The organism is Streptomyces sp. NPDC025618 (assembly GCF_055558795.1).
On the sequence record NZ_JBVHLW010000030.1, the window covers coordinates 54,135 to 66,936 of the forward strand.

Genomic DNA, 12,802 nt, shown 5'->3' on the forward strand with positions numbered 1-12,802 from the left:
CGCATGGTGGCCCGGCGGGTGACGGACCGGTCGCCCAGCAGCGGCAGGACGGCCGGGATCCGCACGGTCACGGTGGCGGTGGTCTCCCCCTCGCCCTCGCAGGGCGCCGCGTCGGGCGCGCCGTCGGTCCGCAGCCAGCCGCTCAGCGCGGCCCGTCCGGCGTCCGCCGGTGTCGTCCTGGGGTCGTCCTGGGTGGCGGTACGGGCCGTGGCTCTCGCGGCGCTTCCGGCTTGCTGGGTGGCGAAGGCGGCGAGGCCCAGTTGCAGGGCGGCGAGCCCGATCAGGAGCAGGACGGGAAGGAAGCCGAGCAGCTCGATGGAGGCGGATCCTTGGTCGCGGCGGCGGGCTTTTTCCCCGGCCCCGCCCGTGCCCGCACCGGGGCGCGTGCCCCAGCCTCCTGGCTGCGGGTCCGTTGGCCTGCGGCGCTTTTCCCCTACCCGCCCCTTCCCGAAACTGGGGGCAAGCCCCCGGACCCCCGCAACGGTGCGCGCCCCGGAACTGGGGCTGCCGCCCCAGACCCCGCAACACGGCTTCGCCGCGTTGTCCTCAAACGCCGGACGGGCTGAAAAGAAATACGCACCCGGGCTGAAAGGAGAGAACGGCGCACCCCGCCGGCCCTGATGTCGCCCACCCCCGCACCCACCACCACCCAAGCCCGGCCGGCGATTGAGGCCACCCCACCGCAAGGCGCGAGCAACCCGCACCCAGCGACGGCGAGCCCCCAGGGCAACCCGCACCCCCCTCACCCCTCCCCCTCAGAAGCCGCCCCCGCCGACCCGGACACCCGCCAAGGCCAGCTCACCGCCCCAGGAAAAAGCACCGGCACCGACAGCGAAACCCGCGCCCGGTAGACACCGCCCTCCACCCCGCACCCCACGCCGTCACTCCCCCACGCGCCCGGTACCTCCGCGGAAGCCGCCGCCACGCAGTCGCCCCCCGCCGCACCCGCCCGCGCGCCCTTGTCGGCGGCGTCCCCGGCGAGGGAGTACGTGTAGCCGATCAGTACGCACTGCCAGACCACGGCCAGGATCACCAGAATCAACGGCAGGATGCCGAGGAACTCCACGGCCACCTGCCCCCGGTCACCACCGCCGCGCCGCCGGAAGCGACTGGTCGGCACAGGCGCGAGCTGATCAGGGCCGGTACCCCCGGAGCCGCCAGAACCGCCCGCCCCTATCGCCGCCCGCCGCCTCCGCAGCCCCCCGGTGAGCGAGCGGTCCGCGTGCGCCGCGGCACGCGGTCTGCCGGGCTGGGTGGCGGACGGCCCGGCGGCGACGCCGAGTTCGGCGGCGAGGGTCCACAGGGCCTGCCGGACGGCGGACCGGGCGTCGAGGTCCTGCATGCGGCCGGAGTCGACGGCGGCCTGGAGTTCCTTGTAGCCCGCGGGGACGGTCGTGCGGGCCGTCCGGGTGCCGGTGGCCCTCTCGACCAGGGACGGCTGGATCTCCGCGCTGCGCGTGTGCCGGTTGACGACGGTGACCGTCTCGGACGCCTTGCGGATCTGGAGCCGCTCCCAGAGCCGGACCATGCGCTTGGCGGCCCGCACGGACACCACGTCCGGGGTGGTGACGAGCAGGGCCACGTCGGCGGTCTCGACAACCGCCGCGCAGGCGGCGGTGATCTGCGTGCCGCAGTCCACGACGACGAGCTCGTAGCGGCCGCGCAGGGCGCCCACGATCTGCCGGGACGCGAGGTCGCCGACCTCCTCGCCGCGCTCGCCCTCCGCGGGCGCGAGGAGCAGGCCGGGCCCGGCCGGGTGCGGGAAGACGGCGTCCTGGAGGACGCGCGGGGAGATGTCGCTGATGCCTGCCAGATCGGCGATGGACCGCCGGAACTGCACGTCCAGATAGGAGGCGATGTCGCCGGACTGGAGGTCCATGTCGACCAGGACGACGCTGCGCCCGGCGGCACTGGCGGCGAGCGCGAGCTGCACGGCGGTGACGGTCGTACCGACGCCGCCCTTGGCGCCGGTGACCGCGAGGAGCGTGCCGCCCGGCCCCGCCGCGCCGGCCGTCCCCCCGTCACCGCCGCCGAGGTGGCGCCGGACGCCCGCGGCCCATTGCGCGGCGGCCTGTACCCGGGCGCCCAGTTCGTCGTAGGAGAGCGGCAGCGCCGCGAGGCCGCGGGCGCCGGAGTCCATGGCGGCGGCGTAGAGCGCGGGGCTGGGGGCGGCGGTGACCAGGACGACGCCGGTGGCGGGGAAGCGCAGGGCCACCTCTCGGATGAGTTCGAGCGCGGGTAACGGCCCGAGGCGCTCGTGCACGAGGACGACCTCGGGGAGCGCCTCGACCGAGGCGGCGCCAAGGACGGCGAGCGTGTCGAGGAGCCGGGTGGAGTCCCCTGCGGTCGGCAGGGGTTCGACGCCGGGGAGCTGGCCGAGGAGGCCGCCGACGGCACGGGCGGCGTCCGGGTCGCCGATGGCCGGGAGAATTCTGATCGTCACCGTGTCCCTTGCCTCTCCTGACCGCTGTCCATCGCCGTCACTTGTCGCTGTCGAGCGTGTAGGTGCGGTCCGCGCCGCTGACCCCGGAGTCGTCGCCGGGGGCCACCAGGGCGAGCCGCACATGGGAGGCGAACGACTCCGCGTACGCCACGCGCTGGGCGTCCTTGGTGTCGAGGGCGAAGGTGATCGGCACGGCCTCGCCCGCGCGCCGGGTGGTGGCCCCGGTGGAGCCGCTGTCGCGGTCGAGGGCCTTGAGCTTGCCGACGGCGATGACCTGCGCGTCGCTCACGATGACCTTGGAGACGGGCTTGGTGCCCTGGTCCTTGCCGTCGAAGGTGGCGAAGATGTTGACCTTCGAACCGGCGTTGATCTTCCCCGCGACGCCGGTCGCCGCGTCGATCATGATGGCGATCTCCTGCTGGCCCGGCTTGAGTTCGGGCCGGGCGGCCATCATGTCCTCCTGGAGGAGGGAGCCCTTGCGCAGCGGTGTGACGGCGATCTTGCCGGTGAGCCGGCCGAGGTCCGTGACGGCGGTCGAGGGCAGCCAGCGCTTGGGCATCGAGATCTTCTCGAAGCGGTCACGGGCCTCTTCGAGCGGCTGATAGGCGGGGATGTCGGCGCGCAGCCGGTAGGCGGTCGCCCCGGGGCCGGTCTTCGACTCCGCGTCGTGGATGACCGAGAAGACCCCGGCGAACGCGCCGAGGGCGCAGAGGACCGACAGGAGCAGGAGGATGATCCCGCGGCGCTGGCGTGAGTTCATGGGGCGGCGGACCTCGTTCGGGGATGGGGCCGGCAGTGACGCGAGGGGGCGGGCGGGGGCGGCGGCATGCCGGCTCAGCCTCCGGCCGGCGCGAGGCGGTGCCGGGCGGGCGGGTCGAGCGCCTGCCCGCCGGCGGCGCGCGGCAGCGATCCGGCGCAGAACGCGCAGCGGTCCCCGATGAGTTCGAGTCCGCACCAGTGGCATTCCTCGCGCCGTACGGATGACACCAGTTGGTAGAGCACCGAGGGGTCGGGGATGGCGGCCGCGAACTCGACGGCCCGGTGGGTGCCCCACCAGCGGGCCGATTCGGCGGGCAGGGCGGCCTCCTGGACGCCCTGGACGCGCCAGTGGGGGGCGAGGGTCTCCACGACCCAGTCGTCGCCCCTGAGGGCCCTGCCGCGGGCCACGGTGAGCCGGGTGCCGAAGCCGGGGCCGTCGGGCGCCTCTTCACCGGCGGTTCTCATCAGGCGGGGCACCGGGTTGACGAGGGCCGCGAACCGGGCGCCCGGGAGTAACGACCCGACGTGGGCACCGAGCCCGACGTCCACCCGGTCGAGCCGGGCGACGCTGGCGAGCTGGGCGCCCGCGTAGACGTAGTGAGCGAGCAGCCGGGCCGCGCAGGCGAGCACGCCGGGGCTGAGGTCGGAGACGGACAGCTGGCGGAGCTGGCAGGCCAGCACGGCGACGGCCAGGGGCGGCAGGGCGACGGGCAGCAGGGCGATCCTGTCGCTCTCCAGGACGGACCGGACGGTGCGCAGGCGCCGGACGTACGGGGCGGGCAGCGAGTCCGGGTAGAGGGCGACCACATAGCCGCACTGGTCGAGCAGGATCGCGGTCTGGGTGACCGCGGTGTCGAGCGGCTGCGCCTCGGGCGGCTGGAAGACGGCGGCGTCGGGGGTCTGTCCGTCGGCGGGCGGCAGCACCAGGTCGGGGCTGGTGACCGCTATCGCAATGGGCACGTCGGCTTCCCCGTTCACTCCGGCCGCGGGGGGCCGCGGCGGACGCAGTTCGATACCGCCCTGTGCTGGCGCCTCCGCACTTTATCCACGAATGGAGCGGCTGAGAACCGCCCTTCGGGGTTTGGCCGGGGTGCCCACGCGGTGGCCTGGGGGTCTGCGCGGAAAGCCGTGACGCATGTATTGACGGACGCATTGGACTAGACCATCTTTACGCCAGACGGCGGCGACCCCCCAGGCGCACACCCCGACGTCACACCCTCAACTCCCTTCCCACCGGAGGCCGCAGTGGCACACCCGATACGCAGCACCCGCACCGGAACGAGACGCCGCCTGGGCGCACTGCTGGCGACCGCCCTCGCGGCGGCCGGCCTGACGGCGCTCGGCGGTGCGCCCGCGCATGCCGCGGACGTGAACCTCGTCAAGAACCCGGGATTCGAGTCCGGTCTCTCCAACTGGACCTGTTCGAGCGACAGCGGCACCACCGTCGCCTCACCCGCGCACAGCGGCACCAGCGCGCTGAAGGCCACTCCGGCGGGCTCCGACGACGCCCAGTGCGCGCAGACCGTCAGCGTGCGGCCCAACTCCTCGTACACCCTGAGCGCGTGGGTGCAGGGGTCGTACGCCTATCTCGGGGCGAGCGGCACCGGAACCACGGACGTCTCCACGTGGACGCCGTCCGCGAGCGGCTGGCAGCAGCTGAGCACGACGTTCAGCACGGGCGCGAACACCACGTCCGTCACCGTCTACACGCACGGCTGGTACGGCCAGCCCGCGTACGTCGCGGACGACGTCACCCTCACCGGCCCCGGCGACCCGGGCGACCCCGGTGACCCCGTGCCCGCCGCGCCCGGCGGACTCACGGCCAAGGCGGCGTCCTCCTCGTCGGTGGCGCTCGCCTGGAACCCCGTCTCCGGCGCGACCGGTTACAACGTCTACCGGGACGGCACCAAGGCGCAGTCCGTCAGCGGCACCTCCGCCACCGTGACGGGGCTCGCGCCGTCGACCTCGTACCGCTTCGAGGTGTCGGCCACGAACGCCGCCGGTGAGTCCGCGAGATCGACGGCCGTCACCGTCACGACAGGCGCGGGTGGCGGCGACGGACCGTCCGTGCCGAAGCACGCGGTGACCGGCTACTGGCAGAACTTCGACAACGGCGCCAAGGTCCAGAAGATCAGCGACGTCCAGAGCCAGTACGACATCATCGCCGTCGCCTTCGCCGACGCGACGGCCACGCCCGGAGCGGTGAGCTTCACCCTCGACCCGGCGCTGAACTACTCCGAGGCCGCGTTCAAGGCCGACATCGCCGCCAAGCAGGCGGCGGGCAAGAGCGTCGTCATCTCCATCGGCGGCGAGAAGGGCAGCGTCTCCGTCAACGACGCGGCCTCCGCGGCCAACTTCGCCGACAGCGTCTACGCCCTGATGCAGAAGTACGGCTTCAACGGCGTCGACATCGACCTGGAGAACGGGCTGAACCCCACCTACATGACGCAGGCGCTGCGCGCCCTGTCGGCGAAGGCGGGCAGCAAGCTCGTCATCACGATGGCCCCGCAGACCATCGACATGCAGTCGCCGTCCGCGGGCTACTTCAGGACCGCGCTGAACATCAAGGACATCCTGACGGTCGTCAACACACAGTTCTACAACAGCGGTTCCATGAACGGCTGCGACGGCAAGGTCTACTCCCAGGGCACGGTGGACTTCCTCACCGCCCTCGCCTGCGTCCAGCTGGAGGGCGGCCTCGACCCCGCCCAGGTGGGCCTCGGCCTGCCCGCCTCCCCCCGCGCGGCGGGCGGCGGCTACGTGGCACCGTCGGTGGTCGACAACGCCCTCGACTGCCTGGCGAGCGGCACGAACTGCGGCTCCTTCAAGCCGTCCCGGACGTACCCGGGGATCCGCGGAGCGATGACGTGGTCGACGAACTGGGACGCGGCGGCGGGCGACGCCTGGTCCAGCGGCGTGGGCCCGCACGTGCACGCGCTGCCGTAGCGGACGGGGCGCGATTCCCGGCGCCGGACGGGCGGCCTCCCGCCCGTCCGGCGTTCGCGCTCCGGGGCCGCTCCCGACTGCCGACGGCTACCGGTGCCGCGCCAGCCCCTCGTCCGTCCGGGGGAGGTCACAGCCCGGCAGGGACAGGTCCAGCTTGTTGCCCGGGGCGAAGCACTTGCCTATGCCGTACGTCTCCTCGGCGTAGTTGGTGCCCTGGTGGACGGTCACCTGGCCGTTCTCGTCGACCTCGCAGGGGTTGTTCTCGGTGCACCGCTCGCCGTTCTCGTTGCCCGTGTTGTTGATGGCGATGACCTGGCCCGAGCTGGCGTCGATGACGGGCGAACCGGACGTCCCGCCTATGACGTCGCACGTCGACGTGTAGCGGAGGGAGTCCTTCCAGGTCCAGTCGGCCTCACGCAGACGGTAGACGAAGCCGTCGACGTTGCAGGAGTAGATCTTCTTCCAGTAGCCCGAGACCACCTTGATCGACGTGCCCGCGGTGGGGTGGTCGCCGGAGACCTTCAGGGCGTCGATCCTGTAGCGCTGCTTGATCTGCGCGTACGTCTGGTCGAGCTCGTAGAGCGTGACGTCCGTGTCGGTCATCGTGGAGTACGAGACCTTGGTGGCGCGCAGCGTACCGGCCCTGCCGGCCGTGGAGTTGAGCAGCGTGAACGTACGCGACGAGGGCTGATCGGTGATGACCTCGCCGGGGCCCGGCATGCCGGTCTCCAGACAGTGGCCGTTGGTCATGACGAGACCGGGGTCGTTGTCACCGGAGTTGGGCAGCTTGACCAGCGATCCGGAGCAGTTGCTGAGGGCGACCGTGCCGGCGAAGTCGACGGCCTTGGCCTTGCCCGCGGGGGCCTGCGGGGCCGCGGAGGCCGTACCGGCGCCGACGGCGGTGGCCCCGGTGAGCAGGAGGGTCGCGAGGGCACCGACGAGGGGTCTGCTGATGCGCGTCATGGGGGGTGGGTCCTCTCTGGAGGCATCCGGGACGACGTGCTTGGTTTTGACGTGTGCATTGTTGGGGGTGGTGGGGTCCGACGCAATCAATCAGCCACAAGTGAAAGGGAAGTTGTCCGGAACCCGGCACGTACGGCAGTGGTCAGACGACGGCGCTCAGCACGCAGGCCACCCCGAACCCCGTGACCGACAGCACCGATTCGAGCACCGTCCAGGACGCGAGCGTGTCCCGCTCGGAGATGCCGAAGTACGTCGCGACCATCCAGAAGCCGCCGTCGTTGACGTGCGAGGCGAAGATCGAGCCCGCCGAGATCGCGACGATCACCAGCGCGAGGTGCGGCTGCGTGTAATGCCCCTCCGACACCAGCGGCGCGACGATGCCCGCCGTGGTGACGATCGCGACCGTCGCCGACCCCTGCGCGACCCGCAGGACGACGGCGATCAGCCAGGCGAGCACGATGACGGGCAGGCCCGCGCTGTCGAAGGTGTCCGCCAGTGCCTTGGCCACCCCGCTCGCCTTGAGCACGGCACCGAACACCCCGCCCGCGCCGACGACGAGCAGGATGTTGCCCACCGGCTTGAGCGACGCCGTCGACACCTTCTCCAGCGACCGGCGCGACCAGCCGCGCCGGATGCCCAGCAGGTAGTACGCCAGGAAGAGCGCGATCGTCAGGGCGACGAAGGGGTGCCCGAGGAACTCCACGACCGAGCGGCCCGTGCTCGGCCCGAACGCCACGGAGGAGAACGTGGCGAGGAGGATCAGCACCAGCGGCGTCCCGATGATCGCCAGCAGCGTGCCCAGCGGCACGGGCGCCGCGTCCGGCGCGCCGTCCCCGGCGACGGCGGCCTTCGCCTCGCGTGCCGCCTCCACCATGTCCTCGGGCACGGGCACGAAGAGGCGCTCACCGATCCACGCCGCGTACGCCCACGCCGCCAGCACCGCCGGGAGGCCCGCCGCGGCGCCCATGAGGATCACCCACCCGAGGTCCGCCCGCAGCAGCCCGGCCGCGGCCACGGGGCCCGGGTGCGGCGGCAGGAACGCGTGCGTCATCGACAGCCCGGCCAGCAGCGGCAGCGCGTACAGCAGGATCGACCGGCCGCTGCGCCTGGCCGCCGCGTACACGATCGGCGCGAGCACGAAGATGCCGACGTCGAAGAAGACCGGAATGCCGAAGACGACCCCGGTGAGCCCCATGGCGAGCGGCGCCCGCCGCTCGCCGAACAGCCCCAGCAGCCGCGAACTCAGCGCCTCCGCCCCGCCGGACACCTCCAGGATCGACCCCAGCATCGTGCCGAGACCGATGATGATCGCGATATGCCCGAGCGTGCCGCCCATGCCGGACTCGACGACGGAGACGGTGTCCGACTTCTGCACCGTGCCGAGGAGTTGGGTGACGGAGAGACCTGAGGCGAGGCCGACGGCGAGGGAGACGGTGAGGAGGGCGACGAAGGGCTGGAGCCGGATCTTGATGATCAGGAGGAGGAGCAGGGCCATGCCGAGGGTGGCTATGGTGAGGAGGGCTGGCGTGCTGTGCATTGGGCTCCCTGGTGGGGCTCGCCGCGGCGTCGCCTGCCGGCGGGGCTGGCCGTTGGGGGGCGGGTCGCTTGCGCCTGCGGCGGAGAGCGCCCTTGGGCCCCCCGGACGAAGTCTGGGGGAGCGTCCTCAAACTCCCCCAGCTACCTCCCCCAGACTCCGTCCGGGGGTGCCCCCAGAGGTGCCCCCAACGGGCTGAATGTGCGGACCGTAGCCAGCACATCCAGCCCGTCCGGCGTTTGAGGACAACGCGGCGAAGCCGTGTTGCGGGGGGCCTGGGGCACGCGCCCCAGTTACGGGAAGGGGCGGGGCTGGGGAAAAAAATCCCTAGCCCAGAACCGCCAGCGCGTCCATCTCGATCAGAAGATCACCCGGCAGCCCCACATACACCGTCGTACGAGCGGACGGCACCGACTTCAAATCGGCGAAGTACTCGTTGTAGATGGCGTTCATCTCGTCGAACTGCCCCGGATCCGTCAGGTACACCCGAAGCATGAGGACGTCCTCCCACGCCGCCCCGCCCGCCTCCAGGATCGCCTTCACATTGGCGAGAGTCTGGAGCGTCTGGTCCCGCAGCGTCGGGCCCGCCGGCACCGGCTCCTCGCCCTCCGCGGCGGGCAGGAAGCCGACCTGGCCGGCGACCTGGAGGATGTTGCCCTTCTTCACGCCGTGCGAGAACTTCGCGGGCGGCGCGCTGTGCCCGGCCGGGGTGATCGCTATTTTTTCGAGCTTCTCGGTCATGCCTTCTCCTTGGGGGAGTTGGTGGGCGGTGTGGTGTTTCCGGAGAACTCCGCGCTGATGGCGTCGGCGGTGCGGCGCAACCGCGGGAGCAGGTCGAGAAGTTCGTCGGCGGAGACGACGACGTTCGGCGCGGAGACCGAGCACGCGGCGACCACGCGCCCGTCGACGCCGCGGACCGGCGCCCCGACGCAGTTGATGGACTCCTCGTGGCCGCCGAAGTCGGTGGCCCACCCCTGGGCGCGTACGGTCGCGAGCTCCTTGAGGAAGGCGGCGGCGTTCGGTGTGGAACGTGCGGTGTACGGGGGGTAGTCGAGCCGCTCGGCGACGGCACGGCGCTCCGGTTCCGGCAGGTCGGCGAGGAGCAGCTTGGCGACGGCGGCGACGGTGATCGCGACGGGCTTGCCGATGCGGGAGTACATCCGCACGGGGTAGCGGCTCTCGACCTTGTCGATGTAGAGGACCTCGTTGTCCTCCAGGACGGCGAGGTGCACCGTGTGGCCGCAGTGCTCGTTGAGGGCTACGAGGTGTGGGTGGGCGATCTCGCGTACGTCCAGGCTCTCCACGGCCTGCTGGGCGAGGGCGAAGAGGCGGGCGCCGAGGCGGTACCGCTGGTCCTGCTGGCGGTAGACGAACCCGTGCTCGTGCAGCGTGCGCAGCAGCCGCAGCGCGGTCGACTTGTGGACGTCGAGCCGCCGCGCCACCTGTTCGAGATTGGCGGGCCCCTCGGCGAGCAGCGGCAGGATCGTGAGGGCACGGTCGACGGTCTGGCTCATACGGCGGTGCCCTCTTCCACGCTGACGCTCCGGCCGGTCCAGCCGGGGCCGAGTCGCAGTCTCCCCCATCCGTCGTCGTCGAGCGCCACGAGGTGGTCGGCGTACGCGCGCTCCGGCGGCACGCCCAGATCGCCCGGCACCGTCAGCGCGGCGGCGGCCGTCAGGTGCCCGTTCCGGACGCGTGCTTCCAGCGGCAGCCCGCGCAGCGTCGCCGAGAGGAAGCCCGCCGCGAAGGCGTCCCCGGCGCCGACGGGCGCGACGACATCGACGCGCAGGGCGGGCACACTGACGACGCGGTCGGCGGGCCCGGACGACGTGCCGCCGGTGTCACAGAGGGCCGCGTACGCCACCGCCGCGCCCGCTCCCCGCTTCACCACCAGAGCCGACGGCTCCGGCAGGAAGGAGCGCACCGCGTCGGGGCCCCGGACGCCCCACACCGCTTCGGCCTCGTCCTCCCCGACGAAGACGATGTCGGCGCCCCGGGCGAGCTCGGCGAGCACGTCACCGGCCGGTGATGTCCACAGCGCGGGCCGGTAGTTCACGTCGAAGGACACCAGCGGCCGGCCGTCCCGGCGCTCGGTGAGCTCGCGCATGAGGGCGAGGCAGTCGGCGGACAGCGCGGCCGTGATGCCGGACAGATGAAGGATCCGCCCGGAGCACACGTCGGCGGCCGGGACGGTTGCCGGGGACATCGCCGAAGCGGCGGATCCGGCGCGGTAGTAGACCACTTCGGACGCGTCCGCCCCGGGCAGGCCGTCCACCGCGCGCTCGCCCGCCGTGCGGAAGTAGACGCCGGTCGGCCGCCGGGGATCGCGCCGCACGCGGGTGACGTCGACGCCGTACGCGGCGATCGCCTCCACCACGTGGTCGCCGAAGCCGTCCGCGCCGACCCGGCCGACCCACCGCGCGCGGTGCCCGGCGGCGGCCAGGACGCAGGCGACGTTCGATTCGGCGCCGCCTATGCCGCGTTCGAAGGCGGGTACGTCGGCGAGGCGGCCGGGCCGGGTGGGGCGGAAGGTGACCATGGACTCACCGAGGCAGACCACGTCCGGATCCCCAAGGTCGGCAGCCATGATCCCCCCTCGTTCCGCGCTGTGTGCGCGCTGTGTCACGGTCCCCTCGCGAGCCCGGCGAACCGTTGACCCGGCGCTTGCCGGGATGTTAGACAGCGGCAAGCGTTATACGCAATGGAAGTTGCACATACCGCAACGCCGTCATCACACCCTGGAGGCTCCATGGCCGCCGCCGGAGACGCCCTCGCCCGCCTCGCCGAGGAGCGCGTCGACCACCGCTTCAAGGGCCTGCCCCCGGACGCCGAGGGCCTGACGGTCGGCGAGCTGGCGGCGGAGCGCCGTTCGCTGTTCACCGGTGGCTTCACCACGCCCGTGCTCGCCCTCTCCGCCGAGGCGCTCGACCACAACCTCGCGCTCATGGAGCGCTGGTCCGCCGAGCACGGCCTCGCCTTCGCGCCCCACGGCAAGACCTCCCTCGCCCCGGAGCTGCTGAAGCGCCAGCTGGAGCACGGCGCCTGGGGCATCACGGCCGCCGTGCCCACCCAGGTCCGCGTGTACCGCGCCTTCGGTATCCAGCGCGTCTTCCTCGCCAACGAGGTCGTGGACGCGGCCGCCCTGCGCTGGCTGGCGGCCGAGCTCGCCGCCGACCCGGACTTCCGTCTGATCACGTACGTCGACTCCGTACGCGGCGTCGAGCTGATGGACACCGCCCTGCGCGCGGCCGGCGCGACCCGCCCCCTGGACGTCGTCGTCGAACTGGGCGCCGAGGGCGGCCGTACGGGCATCCGCACCGACGCCGACGGCAGGGCCGTCGCCGACGCCGTGACCGCCACGGACACGCTGCGCCTGGTGGGCGTCGCGGGGTACGAGGCCGAGATCCCGAACGCCGACGGCGACCTCGTGCGCGCCTGGCTGCGGCGGATGACCGCGCTGGCGGTGGAGTTCGACAAGGCGGGCCGCTTCGCGGGCGTGGAGGAGATCGTCGTCAGCGCGGGCGGCAGCGCGTGGTTCGACGCCGTGGCCGAGGTCTTCGGCGAGCTCCCTGCGCTGTCCGCACCGGTGTTGAAGCTGCTGCGCTCCGGTGCGTACGTGACGCACGACGACGGCTCGTACCGCCGTAAGACACCGTTCAACCGCCACCCCGAGGAGGGCGCCCTGCGGCCCGCCTTCCGCCTCTGGGCCCAGGTCGTCTCCCGCCCCGAACCGGGCCGCGCCTACCTCAACGCGGGCAAGCGGGACGCGTCGTACGACCTGGACCTCCCCGAACCTCAGGTCGTCCGCTCGGCCCGTGACGGCTCTCTGCGTCCCGCGACGGGGATGAGCGTGGTGGGGCTCGCGGATCAGCACGCGTTCGTCTCTCTGGCGGAGGATTCCGAGCTTGAGGTCGGTGACTGGGTGGGGCTGGGGCTTTCGCATCCGTGCACGGTCTTCGACAGGTGGCAGCTCATTCCGTTGGCGGCGGAGTCGGGGGTGGTTACGGGGTACGTCCGGACGTTCTTCTGAGCGCGGCGGGCGCCTGCGGCGGGAGCGGCCTGCGGCCGTGGGGGGGGAGGGGGGGAGGGGGGGGGGGGGGGGGGGGGAGGGGGGGTGGGGGGGGGAGGGGGAGAGGGGGGGGGGGGGGGGGGAGAAG

Annotated in this window: 10 protein-coding genes and 1 pseudogene; 2 read left to right on the forward strand and 9 right to left on the reverse strand. The window is 72.7% G+C overall.

Annotated features, from left to right (window positions below):
• Positions 1-260 precede the first annotated feature (260 nt).
• The 4 genes and pseudogenes from ACZ4A5_RS23280 to ACZ4A5_RS23295 all read right to left on the reverse strand — a co-directional run.
• A pseudogene (locus tag ACZ4A5_RS23280) lies at positions 261-746 on the reverse strand (hypothetical protein); the annotation flags it as partial.
• Positions 743-2,443 (reverse strand): AAA family ATPase, encoded by a 1,701-nt coding sequence (locus tag ACZ4A5_RS23285; protein ID WP_467587358.1) that lies wholly within the window; start codon positions 2,441-2,443, stop codon positions 743-745. The gene ACZ4A5_RS23285 and the pseudogene ACZ4A5_RS23280, both read right to left, overlap by 4 nt.
• Before the next feature lie 37 nt (positions 2,444-2,480).
• On the reverse strand, positions 2,481-3,203 hold the full coding sequence (gene cpaB, locus ACZ4A5_RS23290; RefSeq protein ID WP_467587361.1) for a Flp pilus assembly protein CpaB: 723 nt from the start codon (positions 3,201-3,203) through the stop codon (positions 2,481-2,483).
• Between the two features lie 74 nt (positions 3,204-3,277).
• Complete coding sequence (locus ACZ4A5_RS23295; protein ID WP_467587363.1) at positions 3,278-4,162, reverse strand: hypothetical protein; 885 nt, start codon at positions 4,160-4,162, stop codon at positions 3,278-3,280.
• A gap of 285 nt (positions 4,163-4,447) precedes the next feature.
• Here ACZ4A5_RS23295 and ACZ4A5_RS23300 point away from each other — a divergent pair, with 285 nt between their 5' ends.
• The gene (locus tag ACZ4A5_RS23300) at positions 4,448-6,148 is read left to right on the forward strand and encodes a chitinase (RefSeq protein ID WP_467587366.1); all 1,701 of its coding nucleotides are present in this window, start codon (positions 4,448-4,450) and stop codon (positions 6,146-6,148) included.
• Positions 6,149-6,235: 87 nt separating this feature from the next.
• On the opposite strand, the gene ACZ4A5_RS23305 is transcribed toward ACZ4A5_RS23300, so the two are convergent.
• The 5 genes from ACZ4A5_RS23305 to ACZ4A5_RS23325 all read right to left on the reverse strand — a co-directional run bounded on the left by ACZ4A5_RS23305 (position 6,236) and on the right by ACZ4A5_RS23325 (position 11,232).
• A complete protein-coding gene (locus ACZ4A5_RS23305) occupies positions 6,236-7,102 on the reverse strand; it encodes a trypsin-like serine peptidase (protein ID WP_467587453.1) in 867 nt (288 codons plus the stop codon).
• A gap of 151 nt (positions 7,103-7,253) precedes the next feature.
• Positions 7,254-8,648, reverse strand: coding sequence for a GntP family permease (locus tag ACZ4A5_RS23310; RefSeq protein ID WP_467587370.1), 1,395 nt, complete (start codon positions 8,646-8,648; stop codon positions 7,254-7,256).
• A gap of 324 nt (positions 8,649-8,972) precedes the next feature.
• Complete coding sequence (locus tag ACZ4A5_RS23315; RefSeq protein WP_467587373.1) at positions 8,973-9,386, reverse strand: RidA family protein; 414 nt, start codon at positions 9,384-9,386, stop codon at positions 8,973-8,975.
• Entirely contained in the window at positions 9,383-10,159 is a 777-nt protein-coding gene (locus ACZ4A5_RS23320; protein WP_467587376.1) for an IclR family transcriptional regulator, read from the reverse strand. Before ACZ4A5_RS23320 ends, ACZ4A5_RS23315 begins: the two co-directional genes overlap by 4 nt.
• The gene (locus ACZ4A5_RS23325; protein ID WP_467587380.1) at positions 10,156-11,232 is read right to left on the reverse strand and encodes a sugar kinase; all 1,077 of its coding nucleotides are present in this window, start codon (positions 11,230-11,232) and stop codon (positions 10,156-10,158) included. The genes ACZ4A5_RS23320 and ACZ4A5_RS23325 overlap by 4 nt, the downstream gene beginning before the upstream one ends.
• Before the next feature lie 162 nt (positions 11,233-11,394).
• Here ACZ4A5_RS23325 and ACZ4A5_RS23330 point away from each other — a divergent pair, with 162 nt between their 5' ends.
• On the forward strand, positions 11,395-12,675 hold the full coding sequence (locus ACZ4A5_RS23330) for an amino acid deaminase (protein WP_467587383.1): 1,281 nt from the start codon (positions 11,395-11,397) through the stop codon (positions 12,673-12,675).
• Positions 12,676-12,802: the final 127 nt, after the last annotated feature.